Origin of the sequence: Robertmurraya phoenicis (genome assembly GCF_047302285.1) — a bacterium.
Lineage (GTDB): Bacteria > Bacillota > Bacilli > Bacillales > Cytobacillaceae > Robertmurraya.
On sequence record NZ_CP154845.1, the window covers coordinates 4,463,634 to 4,486,628 of the forward strand.

Sequence of the window (22,995 nt, forward strand, 5' to 3'; positions counted from 1 at the left end):
GTTTCATTGTATTTAAATTCTTCTATCGCTAGTTCATTATAACTAGTATGCGGTAACAAAACGGTAACAAAAACAAGGAAAATACACATTATTGTCGAAATAGAATGTTACGACTATGTAAACAGGAGGAGAAAACATGCCTTTAGAACTAGTAAATGGTCATAACATGTATTACGAGTGGATGGATAATAGGAGGGGGAGTAAGGAAGTACTTTTGCTCATTCACGGACTCGCACTTGATTCCTCATGCTGGGGGCGTTTTATTGAATATCTTGTTACAGATTTCTCCATTGTACAGTACGATATTCGAGGGCATGGACATAGTCATTATGAAGAGGGGCAGATAACATGGGACGTTTTGTGTGAGGATTTAAATAGACTCATTACAAGGTTGGAGCTATCAGAAGTCCATATAGTCGCATTTGGATATGGAACACATGTAGCTGTGAAATTCGCCCGCGCGTATCCCGATTATGTCAAAGCCCTTACACTCATGTCACTTCCGTATATGTCGAAAAATAATGCGCACTCTCATTTAGCTGGGCACGTATTTCCACATATGAAACAAACGATGGAAGCCGGGCATCCCCGCTTTCTTCAGCAGTATGAAGAACTGTTAAAGGGATATACGACACTTGGTCCGGAGAATTCAGATCTCAAACATTATTTCCAAGTATTGCTAGGCTACCCAGAAGGACATTTTTCTAACATGGTTGAGCTAACATCTAATCCAGCACTGCTTCTAGAACTTGCAGATCTATCGTGTCCGGTCCTTCTATTAACAGGCGAATTGAATATGACAAGTCCGAATTCATTTCTTAATGCAAGTTCTTTTCTATTGCAAAACAGCACGCTTATAACCGTACCTAATGCGTCGTTTCTTCTATTTATAGAGCAACCTGAACTAGTAGCGGAATGGATCAAGTTATTTGCAACACGGATAAATGTTGATAACTTGTCCCGAAAAGAATCACAACAGTTTATACAAATGGTATTTCAGCCAGAAGAGCAAATAGAATCGCGAAGAGTTCCCATCCTTGACATTCATCTATTAAACAGGTTCAGTGTCGAAATTGACTCGATTCCAATTGAATCCGGTTGGAATCAACGCCATGCCAAGAGACTTCTTACCTATTTAGCCTTTCACCCGGTAACGACACGCGATATATTGTGTGATGAGCTTTTTCCCCACCTTGCTCAGGACAAAGCAAAAGCTAATTTGAAAGTGTGTCTTCATTATTTGGCAAAATTGCTACGGCATCCAATAGGTTCTATAAATGGATTATTGTCTCAGCAAGGAACTGTTTCAATACAATACAAAATCAAATGTGATTTAGTCGACTTTGTTGCCATTGTCCGTCAAGCATATCTCGAAAAAGACCCTACAATTCGATACAAGTTGTGCAAGAAGTTACCACCCTTTATGCCCGTAACTATATTAGTGGACAACTACGATGATTGGGCAGTGTCGTTGCGTAATGAAATCGATGCACAGTTAAGTCACTTGAATGGATGGATGGAAAAGCAATTAATTTGAGGTGGTTTCCGCGCTCTCATTTCACCAAGGTTCCAAACACAATGACATCACAGTCATATTCTTTAGCTTGGTTTATGATTTATGAACATTCTAGCTAACACAGTGCCCTTTGCGTCCTCAATCGAAAAAACGCAGAGTTGGTGATTCCTATGTTGTGTGACGCACATATTTTTGTTTCTTTACATCGGCTTTAGTTAACTTTACATTTGAGTGTAGATGATATTTAGAATATATTTCTATTAAGAACAAGGACCGTAAGTTCTTAGCGCCTCCCCCCACTATTTCAAAAAATTTGAAACAGTGGGGGGGACGCTAATTGGGGAATATAAATTAATCCCCTCTCCCTTACTGCTATCGAATTTTCAAAACAAAAAGAAACTTCTTTAGGATTAGAAAGCCCTAGAGAAGTCTCTTTTAAAAATAAATCTGGGATTCGGGGCACTGATTACATCATGCCGCCCACAGTATTCTAGAGTGTGAGATTGTTAACGTTGAGTGCGGAAAGTGCGGTAAATCAACGTTTTGGATGTTTTTGGCTGTAACATCTTTAACGGGGATTTACCGTTTTTCGTGGGAAGACGTTAGCAAAATGTTAGCAAGTTTTAAGGTTTCACTTTTAAAATTTAAACATTTTATTATAATTTTGCATAATAAATGTGTTTCTTCCTTTGCCACTAAGTTGATCAAGATATCCAAGTAACAATCTTAATTGATTATTTGTATAGCCCATTCTTATTCTTATATCTTTGGTCGTATCATCAAGATTTCTGATATTCATTATTTTTGTCATTTCATTAATATCAAACTGCGTTTTAAATGCCACAAATTGTGATAAATACTCCGAAATATTGACTTCATGAATAATATCCTTTTGTCCGTCCCACTTAAAAATATTGATTTGTTTCTGGAATAAATCAATATTATTTCCTTCCATTAGAAAACGATAAATAAGATCACTTTTAATTATTGGTTTATCATCATCAATATTCAGGTATGATTTTTCCATTAGGAACACGACAATTCCCATAAATAAATCAACTATTTGGAGAGGAATTGATTTATGAGAATCTTTATACCAAGCTTTGTTAACATAATATTGCATTCCACGATATATGGCATGTGCATTCATTTGCTGTTTAAGCTTGGAATATACCCTCATTTTTCCATACTCTGGGCTGTTGTCCACTACAATCTCAACTGTTCTATAATCATTTGAAAGTCCTCTAGTTAATCCATAAAAAAGCCTTTCAGGAATCTTAACATAAAACAAATTACGTAATTCCGTAACTGAAATATTAGCATTTCTAGCAAAATTCAGTGCAATATCATTATCTACAACAAAAATGTTAATTTGAAAGTTTGTTTTTATGAAATGATGTAAACAATAAATATAGGGTGCGAGATCCTTATCATTATTATATTCAGTAAAGTGATATTCACTCTTCTTACCAGACATTCGTAAAATTTTATTAATATCCGCTACTATACTATCACACTTAGTTTGCTCGGCTCCATATGCACCGTAATAAGAGTATTTTTTGGTCGCATCTAATTTATTGGATTCATCAAAAAAGATATTATATTTCAAAAGACATCACCTTCTTGACTATAAATGAATATTTGTTTATAATTTACATATAGTATAGCATGTATTACTTCCAATCACCGTTTTGATAGGGAGTTTTTTTAGAAAGACCACCCAGTCACCGTTTTGACAGGAGTGGTCTTTTATTTTTGACCATTTTTTCAAATATATTTATATCGTAAAAGTATATTACTTAGCTCTTATCACTAACTCAACTTTCGCAGAGTGAAATCGGTAAATAAACCTTGATATAACTAGGAAGGCCAGTGATCCACTGTTCGAGTTGACTTTGAATTAACTTTTTGATTTTCTTATTCGTTTGTTTTAGTACGTCTTGAAGAAGATCGATTAACTGCTGTAATGCTACAGCCCAATCAAGTTCATTTACTTCATCGCATAATTCGTAAAACAGGCCACCTATTGTGCGTTGATCGGTATTACAACGATGCTGCCATGACAGTACGATATAACGAGTAAACACAATAGTTGTATGGCAAATAAGCGCATCATAAGACCGGCTTTGGAACTCCTTTTCAATTTTTAAAAGAGATTTGGCCGTCTTAAAGAATACCTCGATATCCCAGCGCATTCCATAGATTCGGACGGCTTCCTGTTCTGAAAGAGTGCAATCTGTGCTGAGGATGGCAAGCCAGTCGCTTTTCTTGTTTCTGTTTTGAATAAATACAACTTTAATTGGTGTTCCATTAGCCATAGTCGTATGGATGGAACGAAGAATTCCTTTCTTTGATTGAACAGGCCCAGCCAAGCGATAAAGCTGCTTTACGGAAACCATTTTACCGTTTACGTTATAGTGCTGTTTTGTTTCTTTGACCATACCAATTACGTCTAATCCCTGATCCACAATAGCTTTGACAAGTGGAGGCAATGTAAACCAAGAATCCATTAGGACATAACTTGCTTCTATTCCACTAGCTAACGCACATTTGATCATGTCAGGGATTTGTTCAGGCTCTGTTTGTATGGCGTTTCTCGACGCTTATAGCCACAGGTATGTTTATCAATATGTTCATTGATTCCATTAATTTGAGACTTCTTAGAACTGACTAGAGAAAAATCAATTGGCATAAATGTGTAGCCGTCAGACCAGCCCAAAGTCAACATACGAAAGCCCTTATAGAAACGCATTTTAAGGGAAGCATGGTCAAAGCAGCGTGCTAGTAATTCAACCTTTTTACTTCGATTTCAGTCATAGGCGGAATCATCGATAATAAACACTTTTAGCCGTTTTTTATTTGTAAGACGTATAACCTTTTGAATCGTAAAGGAACTCAAAAGTAATAAAAACCGGCGCCAATTAAACGTTGACTGATTTAAAAAACGGTAAACAGCATCCTTAGCTGGAAATTGATCTGCCTTCTTTGAATCAAGAAGAGTAAACCAATTTTTGTGTTGGAAAATCAGAAAGAAAACAAGTTGAAATAAGTAAGAGCAACTAAAACCGAAGGATTTTTTAATCCCGGCTTGGCGTAAATGCTTATTCATTTCAAGCTCAGAAAAAACAGAGTTAAGTTCATTTGGTAGTTGATTATGTCGGCTATTTCAGTCTATCATATAGGGAGCACCTCTTCTGTATGGTAGTGTTTTCTAGTCAATTACACTATACCAAAGAATGCGGTGTTTTTTCATTTTAAAAAGGTGTCAACTACCATAATTGATATAACCTAAATTCAATACAGCCAACGAGTAGCGTTCATTTTCTTTGTGCGAAAGTTGAGTCACTTAGTAAAGATGCTGAGGGAAATTTTATATCATATCTTTATCATACTGAATGCTCATATTTTTCGTATTCACAGGTTATTAAAGCGAGTTCCATCGATGAAAAATCTTTATGGTTAGGGTTAGATCGCTATTTCTATGGCTGTCAGTTTATAGAACAAACTGGTCGGAGCTTCTATGTTTGTCCTTTTTGGATTCATTTGGCTTTGTGTTGATGAACTCCCAGAAGGAACATAATATTTTAGAGATCTAGGATTACTTTGGATATTCAAAATTAATGATTCAAAAGGTATTGTATTCTATCAGTAACATTTTTTTCATCTTTAATATCAATGCTATAAAATTCTGATGCAGTATTTGCTCTTGCTTTGATAAGTAAAGAGTTCCATTCGGAATTATTCACAGACCAATCTATATTAATAATATTTTCAATTTTATCTTCCCAGTCCATTGCCCAGTTCAACTCATCGGAGTAATCTATTATTTGTTTATGGAGGGATATTGCTAATGCATTTTGGACTGCCTCATGGCCAAGAACATATTTTAAAACATCACCTGGGTTATTAGGTAAGAATGAAGTGAAAAAATAAAAAAATCTCTCTAGAAAGCTAAGAATTTGATCATAGTGATTTTTAATATGTTTCTCTTCTTTCAAGCTCAATTGTTTTTTATTAAATAGTAATAATGAGATAAATTTTTTTAGACGTACACTTGTAATGAAGTTTATATTCTTTGGTCGCATAAGTTTACTTTTACTAAATTCTATACCGAGCGATTGTAAAGAACTTGATACTTCATACAACTCTTGAACCAAAATATTTAAGACCTCTCTAGTATCATAAGCAGTTACTAAAGACATAGAAACTTTGACAGAGTTTGAATTAATATCTGCAAATAAATTTTTCATATCATCTTGAGATAGACCAAAATATAATTGTAATGTTAAATCACTATTTAAAACTTTTTCTTTGCGTTCAGCGGCAATTTTTTTACTATTAATAAAGCTTTCTAGACTTTTTATTCTATGCTGACCATCTATTACAATTAAATGGCTTTCTTCAGGTACTACTAATTCTAAGCGGTTTACATTAAAATCTTGTATTGGATTCCCAGAATAAACGCACATTATAGAGGGGAAAAAAATACCAGGATAGGAATCATAACTATTTACATAATTCATAATTTTAGGCAATCTCACATGGTTAATATCTCTATTTACTGTTGAATCTATTCGATAGACTGTTAGTAAATCCTTAATTTTAATTTGGGTGGTCATTATACCTTTAGAATTAGTACTATCTAGAGGATAGATGGACCCTTTTAAAGTCACGAAGCTCATTCTTTTCACCTTCTTCTAATTTTTTATTAAGATACTCAGCAATTATTTTTATTGCACGGACTCCACTAGATACATTATACCTATGTGTATTTTCGTTATATGGCATACCTAAATCCTTAAAATCTAAATTATTATGCGACCAGTTTATATTTCTTATGACTCTAGTAAACACATCCTCCATATTCCAATTTGGATATTTTTCTAAAGTCTTTGCAGTAAAATACGCAATGCCGGATAAAACTTTTGGTATATAAATTATATATTCCGATCTATTAAACTTACTAATTGGTGCAAATCTGTAAAGTAATTTTAAAAAGTCGATAGTTCTTGATTTGTATTCTTCATAATCATTAGATGTAATTTTTGATTTCAGCATTTCCGTATGTATCAAGCCTTCATTTAAAGTAACCACTATATTATAAAGGGTAGCAGCTGTCATAAATTTCGTCTTAGTGTATTTTGCCCTAACTTCAAATAAATTTGGCGAAACAGTCGGATGATTTTCAATTACTTCTTTTACTAATTCCCCACACAAATTTTGGTTTTTATACATTATTAAAAGAGTATTATTTACTTTAGATGACTTTGTATTTACATCGGTAAACAATTGTTTTTCCTCATCAGTTGATATATTTGTAAAAATTTGCAGTGTTAAAGGAAATTTCCTTACAAAATCTAGTTTTCTTTTACTGTCCATATCATCTCGAATTTCCAAACGTTTAATTACCATTTCAAAAGCCTTCATCCGATGCTGACCATCTAGTAAAATTAGTTTTTCGTCAAAATCTAGATGATATTCTTGATTTTCATTGTCATAATTTCCCTTCCCACGAGCTGATAAAATTAATGGTGGGAAATAGATAGGATGACCATCAACCCCGTATTGGATATACTGTTGAATTTCAGCGACATGCTGATCGATAATATCGCGTTGTACACTTCTATCGACTTGAATAAATTTTATTATCTGACTAGCTATACACTGCATCGATAGTATTTCTTTATCAAATTGATAACCTTTTAAAGCCTTTAATACTAAAAAATTCGATTTTCCCATTAAATTGGATAAATCCATACCACACCCACCTTACAATTTGATTTGTATAAATATATTATATTATATAATACATATTTAATAATACAAAAAAATTAAAATATTCTAAATTTATATTTTATTGTTTAAATTTATTACATTTGTAACTTAAACTTTTAAAGAGGATTACTATTATATATTTATACTAAACACACTGTTAAATAATGTAATTTAATTAAATTTCAACCCTCTATTTCATTTTAAAATTCGTATATAAAAGCCAATCTTAATTTTTCGATACCGTTTGCCATCATTAAATTATTCAAGATAATTCTTCTCTTAGTTAGATTACATCAAGAATCTCCTGCACACGCTGCTTGTATTGTTCCTTGACTCCAAACTCTGTTCAATTTCTCTTTTCAGCCTGCTAAGCCATTCTAACTCTACTACAATCCTTACTTGCTCTCTTGATATACTTCCTCATCTGCCCATTTAAATTAGTGTTTCAATCCTTTTAATTTCCCGATAGGCAACATAACTTTTATCTTGCTGTTTAATTCGCCTGTAGAAGCTTAACATATGGTAAATCTGTTCATCACTGAAAACATCAATTTTTACATCTTTTTTTTTGCATTTTTCCTTATTGACGGGATTACTTTTGATAACTTCACATTCGACCATATAGTTTAAAAATGCCCGTATTCTTAAAAGCTTTGTATTAATCCTCTCTGCTTGATTTCCTTTTTTTGTCACACTAAAAGATACTGTCGCACATGACTGTAGGTCATGTCCTCTACATTAACCACCTCATGTTCAATACAATAATTCACAAATTCCCCAAACAGTGTTTGATAATTTCTTATGTTTTTCTGGTGTAAATGTCAACCCAAAAGTTGACCATGTCGCTCATGTAAAAGTTGACCACCCTCTTGTTACTTCGAATAGGTCTCTTTGAGGCGATAACTCTCTCCATTCATGGGAATGATGTGAGCCTTGTGAGTCACTCGATCCAACAAGGCGGCGGTCATCTGTTCATCGTGAAAAACTTCTACCCATTTACTAAATTCACGATTGCTCGTGATGATCATACTCCCCCTTTCATAACGCGCAGAGAAAAATTGAAATAGTAATTCAGCTGCTCGCTGGTGATAGGGGATATAGCCAAGTTCATCGATAATCGTGATATCGGCTGCCAACCATTGCTTCTCTAGCTGGAGGAGCCTTTTTTCGTCTTGAGCTTCCATCAGTTCATTGGATAGGCGGGCAGCCGTATAATATTTGACAGTATAGCCTTGATCAATAGCTTCTTCCCCCAATGCAATTGATAAATGCGACTTTCCCGTTCCTGAGTTACCAATAAAAATGACATTCCTTTTCTGCTGAATGTATTCGCCTTGAAAGATGTCTAGAATGCGTCTTTTTGGTACGTGGGGGGCCTCCTCAAATTGAAAAGTGAGGAGGTCCTTATATACCGGGAATTGCGCTTTTTTTCTGGCTGACTCTTTCTTTTTGATTTCTCGCTCAGCTACTTCAATCGATAATAAGTGAAAGAGAAATTCTTCATAGGTGATTTGTTGCTCATTTGCTTCCCGCAAATAAGCGTCAACCTGTTCACGAATAGCCGGCAATCGTAGCCTTTTTAGATATTCATCCATTTGATAACGGTGTGTATTCAGTGAATATACCTCCCTTTCTGTAATAGTTGATCGTACGGGCTAAATGAAGGAGCCTTGACGGTAACGGACTGCGCCATTTCGTATTTTATTGGGGCCGGTTTAGTTGCTTCTGGTTGTGTCATAAGGTAAAGATAGTGCTTTACGCTATCAGCCGTATAAAGCTGCTCTTTTACACAACTTTCTACTGCACGTTCTACCATCTCTATTGTGAATTCACGATGGAGTTTTAATAGTTTAATAAACTCTTTTCCATGCCCATACTTCGAAAGACTTCTCTTATAAAATTCTTGATAACTTGGTGGAAGATTAGCTCTTCGAACTGGGCGTGCATGCTGGATAGCCCTTGGTTTTCTCTCCAGCTCATCCAAATAATGATCCACTTCAAAAATTTCTTGAAGCTTTTCGTATGAACGCTCGTGTTTGGCTACACAGTTTCCGTCAATCCTTATTTCAATGTGATTTACATAAGCATCTATTTGTGCATCTTTTCGACCAGCATACCTAGTAGGTACCGAGTAGGCGTTTGTTTCAAAGTTCACAAGAGAGAGGCTGTTGACAGAAGCTTTTACCATCCTTGCGCAAGGATGGGTACCGATAATCGGCAGTAGCTGTTGCTTCTCTAGTAAAAATCGTTCACCCACCTTTTCTTTTGTTTTTGGAACATAGGTTTCTTCATAGGCATCACATTGTTCTATAAGATATTGGTTGAGTTCCTGTATGTCACTTACCTGTGGAACGGGAACTAAAAATTGAGCTCGCGCTGTTTGAACCAGTTTCTCTACTTGTCCTTTTTCATTTCCTTTTGCGGGTGCGCAAAATTGGGCATCAAAAGAGATAGTGTGACCGAAACTGGATAAAGGCCTCCTGTTCTTCACGCTTGGTACCTTCTAAAACCTTCTTTACCGCTGTTTTCATATTGTCATAGATAATCGTTTTCGGCACACCACCCAAATAATCAAAGGCATCTGCGTGTCCTTGAAATAAGGCTTCTTGGCGTTGATGTGGAAACACTCTTACAAATATCTTTCGGCTATATAAAAGTCTCATACAAAAAAGCATTACTTTCGTTTCAACCCCATTCAGAATGATGATGACTTCTCCCCAATCAAATTGGGCAAATTCACCGGGATCGAATTCCAACGGTATAGAGGAATTAGGAGCTTCTTTGAGCTGCTTATATTGGCGCACAAAACGGCGTACAGTGGATTCCCCACCTTGAAAGCCATATTCTTTCACCAAGCGTCTGTGGATTTGAGCAGCACTATGACGCTGTTTTAAGGGGGCTATTTCATCGTCCGTTAACCACTGGATAATAATTGATTTAACGGGATCGATGACCGGATTAGCAGCCGGCTTTAATCGTTGATAGGTTGGAATTTCATTCTGTTGTAAGGCTTTTCGAATGGTTTGCCTTGATAGTTTAAGATCTTTTGATAATTGCCGAATAGATCGACCTTCTTTAAAGTGCAATTTTCTGATAAGCTCTATATTAGCCATCTTTAACATCCTTTTTTCCTCCCGAATCATGAAGTTCTCGACAAACTCAATGATAAGGGATTTGGTGTTAAGGGTGGTCAACTTTTTGATTAGCGAATTGTACTAAAGTGGTCAACTTTTATTTTAGCGTTTACATCTGGGTTGTATTCTTAAACACTTCTGTCATCTAAAAAATCTTGAAACGCAAATTTGAGCAACAAAAAAACCACTCCCTAAATTTTTTATAGGAAGCGGTTTTTGCTATTGAAAATAATTTATTCCATACTACTACTCAATAGGATTGAAAAGCGGGGAGAAATAGCCTAAACTACTCCTCCGATGATAGGCTCAAAAGCCCTACATCATGCCGCCCATCTATTAACCATATAAACATGAACAAACGGACTTTAAAAACTCCATTAAATCAACGTTCCTTCGTTTACACTAAACATAAATAAGACCAATATTAAACATAAACATGAACAAAACATGAACAATTATCTTTATCCTATTCTTTATGTGACTACCTTAAAACCTTGTCTATTTTTGTCCACACATCGATACAATAACAACCGAATATACGACCCTGGTTTTGTTTAATCATATTATGGGCTTCGTCAAAGAGTAGCAATTGAATAAATTTCTGTACCGCCTCTGCTAATTCACCTAACATAGTACTTTATACGTTCTTTCATAGACGAGTTTCTTCAATACTGTATGAAGTTCATAAACCGCTTAAAATCAACGTTTTTCTCTGTTTGTATTTCATGAGATTTCAACGGATTTTTCGTAAAGGGGCAAAAAAGACCCTGAATAGTTAAAATCTAATTATTCAGGGGTAATATGTCTATTGATTATTTCTAATTTCTTCAATAATACTTAATATATCTTCATTGCTAGTTTGCTCTCTATAATGAACTTTGATTCCCTCACTTTTTAGTATCTCAAAGAAGATTTTAGCTGAGTTAATTTTTTCAGTTTCTATTCCCCTTTTATCACTTGCCTTTGTTATTCCTTTACTCTCAATTACAGCGTTTAAGTTTTTATCTCCATTGGTATCCGTAAATACATACATAAAGTCAGGACTATATGTGCTACCATCAATAAAAGGAATCTGTAAAGTTCTTTTTGGTATTTTTGCAAAAACTTCTACAAAGTCAATTGATGTTTTAATATTTTCCTCTTCAATGCCTGAATCATAAAATATTTTATCATAAAGATAGTTTTTAATTGGTTCATCGTTTGATTTATTTACACCTAAATATGCCGATGTTTGAACGTGTTCTCTTGGATTTCCATTTTTGTCTGTTAGTTGTGTTGGGTGAATAACTGTGTCTGGAAGTTTTCTATAGGAATATACTTTTAATAGCTCAAAGTATATTCGTTGCCTAAAATATATTGCAAAGGACCTAGCTGTATCCAAAGTAAATAAGGTTTTCTCAATTTCTTTTACTTTAGATGCTCTTACCAAGCCTTTGTGTATTATTGAAAGCGGTACATTTGTTGCTTTTGAAACTTCTTTTAAAAATACTCCATAGTTAACTATCCCTGTGTCATAAATAGTAATTGAGTCAAAAATCACCTGAAAACTAAGTTGTTCTCCATCATGTTGTAATATACTTCTTTCTGTTTTCCTTACTGTCCTTGTTAACAAATCCTCAGTAATTACATTAGATACTGCACTAATTAAAATCTCATCATCAATTGAGCTAAAATGTAAATAGTATTTCTCATTGATTTTCTCCCACAAATCTCTTAACTTCCAATAATTATCCTTCCGAATACTAACTTTGTTATCTTTTTTATCTTTATTATTATCCTTAACCTTCTCTGGTTCCAACCTATTAAACATTTCTGGATATTCTTTAATAAATTCTTCTAATTTTTCTTGTCTAATTTTTAGTCCATCTGAAGAATATGAAATATATCCTTTTTCTAGTAATGTAGCTATAAGAATATCTCTGTTCATTTCCTTATTAGTAGAGACTTTTTCAATTTGTTCTTCTGTTAATGTATTATTTTCGTTATAGTACTCACCGTAAATTTCGTTTTCTAACTTCTCAACAAAATCTTTCTCCGTAAAATCCACTATATAATTTAGTCTAAAAAATTCATTTTCAATTCGATTTCCAGTTTCATCAACAGGTAGCCTAAGTCCTCTTCCAATTTCTTGAAGTTTACTAACTTCGCTACCACTTGATTCTTAATTTTGCAATTGTGAAGATATTAGGATTATCCCATCCCTCTCTTAATGTCCATTTTGAGAATATAAATCTTCTTGTGTTATACGTTCCATCTTCCTTATTTAAACTAAGTAATTTTTCCTTATCAAATAATATAGCATTAACTTCCTTTTCAATTTCTAAATCCGAAGCTATGTTATCTTCAGAAAAATAGCCTGCATGAGTACTTTTTATATCTTGTAAAGATAACTCTAAATAATATTTATACTCTTCTTCTGATTCACTACACTTATTGATTTCTGCTTCTAACTGATTTTTCAATTCATCTTCAAATATATTTTTTAGAAACGGCTCTTTTTGATTATTATCACGATATGAATGTATATCATCAATAAAAAATAAAGCTAAGGTTTTTATTTTAAATTTACGATGAAAGTTTTCTTTTTCAATTTCAAAGTGTCTTTTTAATGCTAAACGTATCGATTCTCTTATATAAGAAGATGTATAAACATCAGCAAAAAATTCATCACCTTTAACTTTTTCATCCCCATTACTTAATAATACTTTTGATGCCAAAATTCCATCTATTGTTATACCATGAAGTTTGGGAGATAACAGACTAAGAGGATCATTTACCTTTAAATCTCTAGTACTCTTAGTAACTTTTCCATTTTCATTTATTGACCGCTTTTGAAAACGAACAAATTCTCCTTTTTTCATCGACAATACTTTTATTATTTCCTCTTCTTTGGTTGGACTCTCAACATGTTCTTTCGCAACACCTTTTATTAGATTATCTTGAAATGACTTATGTATGTTTAAATCATATATTAGATTTTGATAATCTTTTATAACCAAACTATTTTTACCCTGTTTTAGGTTTTTTTTATCCGGAAAAGTTGCACCGTAACGAACTATTACTTGTGGTTTAATTCGATTTTCAATAAATTTAAAAGTAACATTGTCTCTTTTAAAACGATGTGGTTCATCAATTATTACAAATGGTCTGGTAGCAGAAATAGCATCAATAGGACGGCTGTAACCTGCTATAGTAGAATCATAATCATTTCGAACTAATAACCCTGTTTTTGCTTCAGTCAAATGCTGCATATTAATCAACATTACTTGAATTGTACTTCTTTCAAAATTTGATGATTCTACAAAGTCTGCTATTGCTGTTGGAATATATGTTTTAGTTCCTTTTTTTCTTTGGACACTTTCTATTGTTTGTAATTTTATTTCTGCTTTATAACCACATACATTCTTAAAATGGTTAATATTATTAGGGTTATTAATAAAGTTTTCGGTTCCCGCTTTAATAGCAAGAGAAGGTACGATTATTATAAATTTATTGAATCCATAATATTTGTTTAACTCATATATTGACTTTGTGTATACGTAAGTTTTTCCTGTCCCAGTTTCCATTTTAATATCTATATTTAAGTAATTACTGTCAACTTGGCTAACCCCCTGCATTTGGAAAGGAAGATCATTTTGTAGTCTTTTTATATTTTCATAAAGATATGGGTCTGCTAAATCTAATATCGGATTTTCAATTTTTCTTATTGGCTTGTTTATCCTTACATCACGGAAAACTGAATTTAGTTTTTGTATGGGTTCAGTTTGATGAGGTAAATCTTTTTTTAAAATTAATCTCAATTTCTATTCACCTCAATACCTTTTAATTAATGATACTTCTATATTTTTTTCTTCGTTTCTTAATTGTTTTAAATTTAATTCCAACTGTTCTAGAACATGATATTCATTGAAATTATAGCCATAAATAATAATATTTGATGGATTGAAATCTCTATCCTCAATAATTCGTGAAAGTAATATATCAATGTGTTTTTGATTAAATCCTTTATCCACTAAATATAGATAGTTGTTAGTTAAGTATCCTATATAATCATCAAGTTTTATTTCTTCGGCTTTTGGGTTCAAACTATGCCCATCTTTATTCATCCAAGTAGTTAATATCGTATTCTTATCAAATTCCACAATTAAATCATCTATGGGAAGATTAGGATTAAATTCCTTTATATTATCAATTGTATCTCTACTTAAAGACTTAACATAATAATGTTTAAAGCCGTAGTCTATATCAGCATTAGTTTCAGCTTTTATCAATTTTGCTGCTCTAATAATCCGCTCTCTTCCGATTTCATCAATTGTTTTAAAACCTGATTTATCTGCTTCAGAACCTTTTTTTATTGGCTCATCAATATTAACCATAATATACTTTCGATTTCCCTTATCCTCGGCATTTTGTTTCATAACAGCATGTGCTGTGGTACCTGAACCAGAGAAGAAGTCTAATACATAAAAATCCTTATCATTTTTATCATTCAAATCCATACTTATTAGGTTACGCACTAATTTTTCAGGTTTTGAAAAGTTAAATACGGTTTTATCTTCAAATAACTGTCTAATATCTGCTGTTGCTTCTTGATTATATGGTCCATCCATTAATGATAGAGGTTTTCCACGTCTTTTATTCCCATTCTCATCATATATGTATGTTTTAGAGTAAACACTAAATTTACCATCTTTCTCAACAAATTCGACTAAATCCTCTTTAATTGCATTTTCCATTCTTTCTTTAGACCAAACCCATTGTTTATTTGGCCAAATCTCCTGATCTTTATAATAAATTGGGTACACTAAATTTGGTCTATCGCCTAGACTTCTTGTCGCTAAAGGTTGTGTTCTATAGCCTCCTCTTTCATTAAACTTACTGTCTTTCCTAGTATATTTTTTTTCCTCACTTTCACTTAATTCAGAAGTAATATTTGTAATACTTTTCTTGGTATAACATGTTATATATTCATGTACCTCAATAAATCCTGTAGTTTTAGCTCCAGCTCCATATTTATTTTTCCAAACTATTTGAGTTATAAAATTTTCTTCTCCAAAAATATCATCACAAAGAATTTTTAACTGGGCTTGTTCATTATCATCATTAGATATAAAAATAATACCATCCTCAGTTAATAATTCCCTAGCTATATACAAACGAGGGTACATAAATGTTAACCAAGCACTATGTGATGAAGAATTCGATGAGGTCATATTTATAATTCGTTCTGCTTCTTCACTTTCAACATCTAATACTTCCATTAAATCTTCTCTTGTAAATTCAAAGTTATCTCTATAAACAAAATCATCTCCACCAGTATTATAGGGAGGATCTATGTATATCATTTTGATTTTATTGGAATAAGATTTTCTTAGATGTTTTAATACATCTAAATTGTCACCAGTTACATATATATTTCCGGAATGCTCGTTCATTTCCTTGCTGTTATGTTTAACATTAGGAGACACGACAGTTTCTGTGTCAATAGAATCAGCAATATATTTAGCATAATTTTTCCCTAAAAAATTTAACTCATATCCTTCATTAGAAAAATCTAAATCTTGGTTAACTTCCTTTTTAAACTTTTCTAGGTCAAATTTGCCTCCTGTAAAACAATTAGGAAAGTGCTGCTTTAATATTGATACTTTTTTATCATTTAACTTTCCATGCTCATTATTATCAAGCGTCTCTTTAATCATTACTATTCCTCCGCATTACCATTATAAATTATGAATTGTTTTGTTTTGTTTTCATTTTTAATAGAATAGATTGTATTTCTTGATAGTCCTGTTTTTCGGTGAATGTCCATCACACTTACATTTTCTTTTAAACATCTTACTACTTCATCGTAAATTACTTTATCCCTTCCGGTTGCTCCTTTGTGATATTTCTTTTTACCACCCCGAAACTTTCCTTGTTTCTTTGCAATTTCTATACCCTCTCTCTGAGCATTCCTAATACGTGTTCTTTCCTCTTCTACCATCCATGATAATAAGGTAAGCACAAGATCAGAAACTAACTGTCCTACACCCTCAAGTTCTTTATATTTCCGTGTATCCAATATTGGCATATTTAGTACAACAATATCAATTTCTTCTTCAATAATAGCCTTCCATTCATCTCTAATTTCTTGTTTATTTCTACCAAATCTACTTAAATCATGTACAACCAACACATCACCAAACCGCATCTTCGAACGCATTTCTTTGTAAACTGGTCGTTCAAAATCCATCCCAGATTGCTTCTCTTCGTAGATTCGATCACAACCATACTCTTTTAACTCTTGTAATTGCCTTGATAGATTTTGGGTTTTTGAGCTAACCCTTGCATACCCAAAAATCAATTCCCCTCACCCCTATATAATGAACAAGTCTGTTTGAACATTTCTCTATATCTATAATACAATACTTCTATCTGTATGAATAGAGTGTACTTTAAATGAACAGCACTTTCTAAATGTACAGCAAAAAGCTATTGCAATGATAGTAGTATGCAATAGCAATATTCTTACTTGTTTATTGTTCTTATTTACGGTTCTTAAGCACTTTTGGTGATTAGATGTATTACTTTTTAGGTATAGATTAGTACCATACTAAGGAGTTAATAAAAGTGAGTATTTCTATCACTTCAGCTATATGCCCCTCTTGACAAAATTACTCACCTCGCGCTCACAGTAAATACTGCCGGAATGTTTATGACTTACCGATTTCTGACCTCCATGTTCATTTTCAAATCCTTGTCCATAGATGGTTTTGTGATTATCCTGATTTGAAACCCGAAGATGCCATCCAGACGATGAAGCAATCATAGACTTGCTGCCTGCAAATGCCGATATGAATCTTTTGAAGTCCAGTGTCTCACCGCACCTCGACAATAACACCCGGCCTTATTACTACTTGTTTATTTATAAAATTTATGAAGTCTCAATAGATTAAACCATATTGAGACAAGGTTCTTCCCTTATCGTTGTAAATTGTCAAAGTCCTGACGCTACCTCATCTTGGACCACGAAAAAAAAAACGGACATCGATTGTTGTCCGCCTATCGCCCCGATATTTACGAATGGAGAACGGCAATGATCTCTGTGATGCCCCCCTGGCCGTTCACCCGTACCCCGAGCTCCCCACTCTCCATTGAACAGCTGCCATCATTTGATCGTGGCAGCCATGGATGTCGCTCATCACAAAATACATGGGGCTCACTACCTTTCTTATCTTGTTTTGGTCGTTTTCAAACGACCAAAATGGGAAAAATAGTGAAATATTTTAATGTTACGTAGGGGTATTACATAACAGTCAAATTGGTGGAGGTTTTCGCATAACCCATGCCGTACCACACGGTGTGGGTTTTCTTTTTTGCTCGGCATGAAGGATGTCGTGCTCACCGAATCGGCATCGTATGCGGAATGTCATGCTGATGAGACGGAATCGCATGACGTGCCATATGGTGTGGGCATTTCATGTAAGACGGAATGTCGGATGATTTCGGCACGGCATATGCACCTAAAAAAGAGTCGCATGGCATTGCGTATCTCATGCGTATGCGGTGCGAGATGGTATGCCGATGACCATAGACAGCAGGGGCGTACGTACCGTGTTTCACATGACGTGCGATATTTGATGCGGAGGAGGATGAGATGAGTACCATGCGTATGTCGTACCGCATGGCGTGCGTATGGTATGTGCATGAAGTGAGACACGTTGTGAGTATCAGGTGAACTGTCGCACGGCATATGCGGATAATCGTGCATGGTGTGTGCATGATATGCGGTACGGGATGTCACATGAGATGAAACACGGTTGCTCCTCGCAACCCGGTCCAACATCTGAAGCGAAACCCTAATTAAAGGAGCGATTATTGTGGCAGATTATAAATATATTGGATTGACCGCGTATATCACAAGAAGCATGGAGGGTCTGGAGAAGCTGGGCGTCCTGGCAGAAGCCATCGAACGACTCCAAATGGACGTGGAGCAACCCGTTTTGGCCCCTGGCCACCCATACGAAAACCTTGTCCAGTCAGAGGATTACCAGTTCTTATACAACAACGATTCCGTCTGTTATACTGATGAATCAACCCTTCCGATGAACACACCCCTGGCGTATCACGGCGTGAGCCTGCAGGGCATGAACATCAAGGGACGCCTGGTCTGGAAGCTCTACATCCCAGCTGTGGCCAAAGACAAGGGTCGCCTTGAAACGTTTATCTACGAGGCGTTAGATCCCGTTCTCCGCAGGCTTTTCGGCGAGGACCTACTCTCTATCAAGACAAGGGAAAGCGTTGAATACGAGGACTTCAAGGACGCTAAGGAGACCATCCTGCTATCTGTTGAAAAACGCCTGGCCGTAACCGCCTAACCCCTGAACCGACAGCCTTTTAAGGCATTGTCGGTTCTTTTTTTTGCCAGCAGATCATGCGTTTTCTGGAGAAAGCAGAGCAAGTGCGTTCCATCGGCGCGGGTCCCGCGCCCGTCGGTGGTCTTTGTGGGCTCTCTCGCTGCCGCTCGTATAACCGCTCCGGGCTTCCCGCCCCGAATGTCACGCAAAAACAGGTCTAATCAAGGGCAGCAAGGGCTTTCCGAGCGGGTCCCGCGTCGGTCGGTGGTCCCTCTTGCCGTCTCTCCCTTCGGTCGTATAACCGCTCCCTCCTTCCCACTCGAACAGCCCTGAAAATCCTCTCTCCGACGAGCGCGGAGCCTTCCTCCGCTCGGTGGTTTTTCTTGCCTTCTTTAGCTCGCACTTGTGCGTACAAAGGTCTTATTTTTGACATACAACCGCCTCGCGTCGTCCACGCTGTCGGACGCCGGATCAATCTCCCGAGATGCTTTTCCTGACGATCCGCTCCCCATTCGGTCCGCGTTTCTATCATCAAGATCTTATTTATTGGACAGCTTCCCCTACCTGTTTTCGTGACGGCTCTCTGGGCGTCTGTGAGCTCAAATCCCGCCCCGTTAGCCCGGCCCGAATTTCCGCCCCTTGGCTGTCGCTGTCGGGGCAGAAACCGCGCCGGAAACCGCCCTGGAACTCGTCATACGCATGTTTGCCTGGGGGCTGGCCGATGGAACTCGGCGAATGCCTTCGTGGCGCGGTTTATCGGTGGCCGGGTTCCTCGGGAACTCGGGTCGGATGCCGCCCCGGGAGGTCGCCCCGCCAGTCGCCGCAATGGTTTGAGTGTTGGTTGGGATACGCGGCGGAATTACGGTGCGGTGTAGGGGAAAGAGCATAAGGGGGACGTATGACAAGCCTCGCTTCGCTCATTTGTCAGTCAGCATAGCTGACCGTCCCCCTTACTGCGAACATGAACGCTTACGCGTCCCTGTTCTTGGTCCTGCGCTACGCTCCGGACTGCTCATTCGAAGCGCCTATCGTCGCTTCCTAATTTAAAACCCTCTCCTCCTCTCCAGCAGCGGTCAATCGTGACCGCTGCTTCCGTTCCGGTAGAAGAACCATTTCATGAACCATGTGCGGCCTTCACAAAGCTCACGCTTCGTTCGTACGCACACAAAAGACATATCGGTACGTACGCCGGTCTGGAATACGGACCTGTGCGAGCATGCCCACACAGGTCAAAAATAATATGTTTCGGCGTGCTAGGAGCCGAACGAAATGGCCGGAATGCTCGCGCGGAGAATACATGAATTTTATGATCGCTTTAAAGACAACTGAAATACATTCTCAAAACATCCGATTAAACCACCAGGAAACAGAAATGACCTGTCCAATCAATATAATCGAATCCATATATAGTGAGGGGGTCATAACACCATCAACCCATTCGTTTAAACCATCCGAAAGTTTGAAAAAATTTTCGCAGTATTACAAAGATATAAAAACATGTAAAAAACCGAAACATTCTCCAGATATTTAATAAAGAGCGACCTTAAAAATGTACACCTTGCTTTAATCCAGGTTGAAATCTGGCCATCGATCATAACGAACACGCTGAATCTCGCTCAGTCCACCCTCACCTTCAACCATGTGGTGTATAAGATTCCGGATACACATGCGGAGTACATCCGTGACTATTTGAATTCGATCGAGAAGTCGAAGCGGCCAAGATGGCATTCGAGCGATCCCCTCTTTATGGCCTTTAATAATCGCAGCCATGATTATCAGTATGATTATGTGAATGAGGAGCCGAAGCGGCTTTCCGTACGGGGAATCCAGGAAATGATAAAAGACGAAGTCCGTCTCGCGGAGCTTCGGAAACTCTCGGCCAAACACCTCCGGAACAGCTGCATCCTGGATCATGTGATGAATGGCCAGGATGACCTTGAGATCCAGCGGTATTTTCATCTATCCCACCCCTTCTCCCTGCACCGGTATAAAAAATACAGGGAGGAAAGCGGTCTGTAGCCTCTTACACACCCTAAACCCAGACAGCGCACCGTTTCTCCATGGCAAAGGGAACAAGGTTTATGCCATAGAAAGATGAAGGATTTATTTATTTCAGGGAATGACGATCACGCCACCCACACGAACTTTATGAATGCATCAACATAAAAAACACCCAGCAAACGAATGCTGGGTGTTTTGTGACCTTATTTGCAACCTATAGGTTGTTGCTTAACTTGAGGGTCCAAGAGCTCCGTGTCCCTCTTGTTAATGTAACCGTTGACGTGGCCCCAAGAGTATAATCCGCGTCTAATGATACGGCATCCCAAGTGGAAGGAGCGGTATAATTCCAAGTGTTTCCGGTTGGATAAACCGTTTTAGTTTGACTTCCTGCAGGCCACCCACTTTGGCCAAACATAACTTTTCGTCCTGATAATGAGATCGTTGTATCACTTCTGGACCAACCACCAGAGATACTTGTCAGTTTTCCGTATTCAATTCCACCACTTGTAGTTTTTGTAAAATAAATGGTTGAATACGCCTTTACACCAATTGAATCATCCCATGACTCCTCATATTTGGAACCGGTGGAAGCGATGGAGACTTCTTGTGGATCGTTTACGATGGTAAATGTTGTTTCAGCGATTTCTTCAACCTGAGTATCGCCTACTAATTTTACTTTCAAGACCTGGGATGTTTTATATTCTTTTACTTCCAACCCATTATTTTCTTTACTACTGTTATTTTCTACCTTATACTTTTGTAAAACATTGGTTTCTCTTTTTGCCTTTGCAAACAAAACATTGAGATCCTTGATTTCTTTTGCCTAATGAATAACCTTTTCTTTTGGGTGCTCGACATCTTCTTGCGCACTGACAGGGATCGTTAAGCCAAACACAACAATGAGAGAAAACAGGTACAAAAACCACTTTTTCAATATAAACTTCCTCCTTTTTATTCCAATTCTATTAAATTATAATAGTAATTGATATACTTTTTTGAAAATTTTTACTTTTATTTTCCCATAGTTTGCTATTTTCGGCTTTTTTTTCGAGAGATTTATAGAAAGATTGTCTCTCGATGGGTCGAAATATATCAAATATTGCACTCCAAAACCGCTATTGTATAAAACGATAAAGGAGGAACTAGGAATGGACGACAAAAATAAGAACCAAGATGTGTTTGATAGGACGTTCTTCGGCAGCCCTGGCTGTATGATTATTGTGATTGTGGCCATTATTATTTTTTTTACTGTCAAAAACTACTTATAGCAATGAACCAGGGAGAACGGGTATAGCGACATATCCCAATGCGTAAAAAATTAGCAGACCCAATTCCTTTTGGAATCAGTCTGCTACATGGTTTTATCCTGGTATGTATTGGACCACCGCTCTTGCTGTGGTCTTTTTTTGTTGGACGAACGTTCGTTTACCCTGTCTGCTTCCTGCAGATCAACGATCACTCGGATCGATACCGCGCCGAAAGCCGCTCATAGTCATCGACCGACTTGGCGTGATGGTTGAGCAGCGCCCACAGGTTCTGTGACTCCATCCCTGTGACCTTCAAATCCGCCATGTCTTCGGTTCCCAATCGGAACGCATACCGATGAATGAAGGTAGGAGCGCCTTCGAACCGGATGTTCGTGAAGGGATTTTCACTGAACGCATCGGCCAGGATCTCCTGGGTGTTCTCCGGAAGCACCACCTTCGACAGATTGTTGTGGTGGAACGCTGCATGCGGGATGGTAAACAGATTCTTCCCGAGCCGCAGGTTCTCCAGCTGATTGAACGTGAATGGTAAAATCCATTCGAAGCACCTATTCCGCTTCCTAATTTCAAACCCTCTCCTCCGTAACCCCCGGCTTTCAATCGTGATCCCCTGGTGAATTCCGGTAGAAGACTATTGCATGAACTATTTGCAGACTTCACGAAGCTCACACTTCGTTCGTACACACATCAGAAACATTTCTGAACGCACGCTTTCGAATCGCTGCTTGCCGTTAATCGTCTCGAAGATGCTTTTCGTATCTATTCCATTTCCATCGAGGTAATCAGCAGCAAGGATCCACACATTCTGGAATCGTCCGCTAAAAATCGGGCTTTATATTCCATTTTATATATTTTTATACGATACAAATGGCTTGTGTATAGAGTTTTCAACTTTTTTAACTCGGCTTCCGTTTGTTGATTTTCATTTCGAAGGAATAAAAAAGCATTACTCCATTGAAAATGTAATA

Annotated in this window: 15 protein-coding genes and 1 pseudogene; 2 read left to right on the forward strand and 14 right to left on the reverse strand. The window is 36.7% G+C overall.

Translation table 11 applies throughout. The features are described 5' to 3' along the window. Positions 1-136 precede the first annotated feature (136 nt). Positions 137-1,537: an alpha/beta fold hydrolase gene (locus tag AA0X71_RS22190; RefSeq protein ID WP_413357462.1), complete on the forward strand. Its 1,401-nt coding sequence runs from the start codon at positions 137-139 to the stop codon at positions 1,535-1,537. A 616-nt stretch (positions 1,538-2,153) separates the two neighbouring features. Here AA0X71_RS22190 and AA0X71_RS22195 read toward each other — a convergent pair. The 11 genes and pseudogenes from AA0X71_RS22195 to AA0X71_RS22245 form a co-directional block, all read right to left on the reverse strand. Further along, positions 2,154-3,125 (reverse strand): DUF3800 domain-containing protein, encoded by a 972-nt coding sequence (locus AA0X71_RS22195; RefSeq protein ID WP_413357463.1) that lies wholly within the window; start codon positions 3,123-3,125, stop codon positions 2,154-2,156. Between the two features lie 208 nt (positions 3,126-3,333). Then, positions 3,334-4,625 (reverse strand): annotated as a pseudogene (locus tag AA0X71_RS22200) (transposase). 508 nt (positions 4,626-5,133) lie between these two features. Then, a complete protein-coding gene (locus tag AA0X71_RS22205; protein ID WP_413357464.1) occupies positions 5,134-6,198 on the reverse strand; it encodes a DNA sulfur modification protein DndB in 1,065 nt (354 codons plus the stop codon). Then, entirely contained in the window at positions 6,155-7,273 is a 1,119-nt protein-coding gene (locus AA0X71_RS22210; protein ID WP_413357465.1) for a DNA sulfur modification protein DndB, read from the reverse strand. The genes AA0X71_RS22205 and AA0X71_RS22210 overlap by 44 nt, the downstream gene beginning before the upstream one ends. A gap of 890 nt (positions 7,274-8,163) precedes the next feature. After that, complete coding sequence (gene istB, locus AA0X71_RS22215) at positions 8,164-8,886, reverse strand: IS21-like element helper ATPase IstB (protein ID WP_413357466.1); 723 nt, start codon at positions 8,884-8,886, stop codon at positions 8,164-8,166. A 17-nt stretch (positions 8,887-8,903) separates the two neighbouring features. After that, on the reverse strand, positions 8,904-9,782 hold the full coding sequence (locus tag AA0X71_RS22220; RefSeq protein ID WP_413357467.1) for a Mu transposase domain-containing protein: 879 nt from the start codon (positions 9,780-9,782) through the stop codon (positions 8,904-8,906). Then, positions 9,733-10,413 carry an IS21 family transposase gene (gene istA, locus AA0X71_RS22225; RefSeq protein ID WP_413357468.1) on the reverse strand — a complete coding sequence of 227 codons (681 nt, stop codon included), beginning with the start codon at positions 10,411-10,413 and terminating at the stop codon, positions 9,733-9,735. Before istA ends, AA0X71_RS22220 begins: the two co-directional genes overlap by 50 nt. A gap of 817 nt (positions 10,414-11,230) precedes the next feature. Continuing rightward, positions 11,231-12,472 (reverse strand): hypothetical protein, encoded by a 1,242-nt coding sequence (locus tag AA0X71_RS22230; protein ID WP_413357469.1) that lies wholly within the window; start codon positions 12,470-12,472, stop codon positions 11,231-11,233. A gap of 100 nt (positions 12,473-12,572) precedes the next feature. Beyond that, on the reverse strand, positions 12,573-14,225 hold the full coding sequence (locus AA0X71_RS22235) for a type III restriction-modification system endonuclease (RefSeq protein ID WP_413357470.1): 1,653 nt from the start codon (positions 14,223-14,225) through the stop codon (positions 12,573-12,575). Positions 14,226-14,237: 12 nt separating this feature from the next. Beyond that, the gene (locus tag AA0X71_RS22240) at positions 14,238-16,124 is read right to left on the reverse strand and encodes a DNA methyltransferase (RefSeq protein WP_413357471.1); all 1,887 of its coding nucleotides are present in this window, start codon (positions 16,122-16,124) and stop codon (positions 14,238-14,240) included. Between the two features lie 2 nt (positions 16,125-16,126). Further along, entirely contained in the window at positions 16,127-16,768 is a 642-nt protein-coding gene (locus tag AA0X71_RS22245; protein WP_413357472.1) for a recombinase family protein, read from the reverse strand. A gap of 1,516 nt (positions 16,769-18,284) precedes the next feature. On the opposite strand from AA0X71_RS22245, the gene AA0X71_RS22250 reads away from it, so the two are divergent. After that, positions 18,285-18,782 (forward strand): hypothetical protein, encoded by a 498-nt coding sequence (locus AA0X71_RS22250; protein ID WP_413357473.1) that lies wholly within the window; start codon positions 18,285-18,287, stop codon positions 18,780-18,782. 1,542 nt (positions 18,783-20,324) lie between these two features. Here AA0X71_RS22250 and AA0X71_RS22255 read toward each other — a convergent pair. The 3 genes from AA0X71_RS22255 to AA0X71_RS22265 all read right to left on the reverse strand — a co-directional run bounded on the left by AA0X71_RS22255 (position 20,325) and on the right by AA0X71_RS22265 (position 22,646). Then, positions 20,325-20,720 (reverse strand): hypothetical protein, encoded by a 396-nt coding sequence (locus AA0X71_RS22255; RefSeq protein ID WP_413357474.1) that lies wholly within the window; start codon positions 20,718-20,720, stop codon positions 20,325-20,327. Positions 20,721-20,976: 256 nt separating this feature from the next. Next, a complete protein-coding gene (locus tag AA0X71_RS22260) occupies positions 20,977-21,558 on the reverse strand; it encodes a hypothetical protein (RefSeq protein ID WP_413357475.1) in 582 nt (193 codons plus the stop codon). Between the two features lie 659 nt (positions 21,559-22,217). Further along, the gene (locus AA0X71_RS22265; protein ID WP_413362726.1) at positions 22,218-22,646 is read right to left on the reverse strand and encodes a leucine-rich repeat protein; all 429 of its coding nucleotides are present in this window, start codon (positions 22,644-22,646) and stop codon (positions 22,218-22,220) included. Between the last annotated feature and the right edge of the window lie 349 nt (positions 22,647-22,995).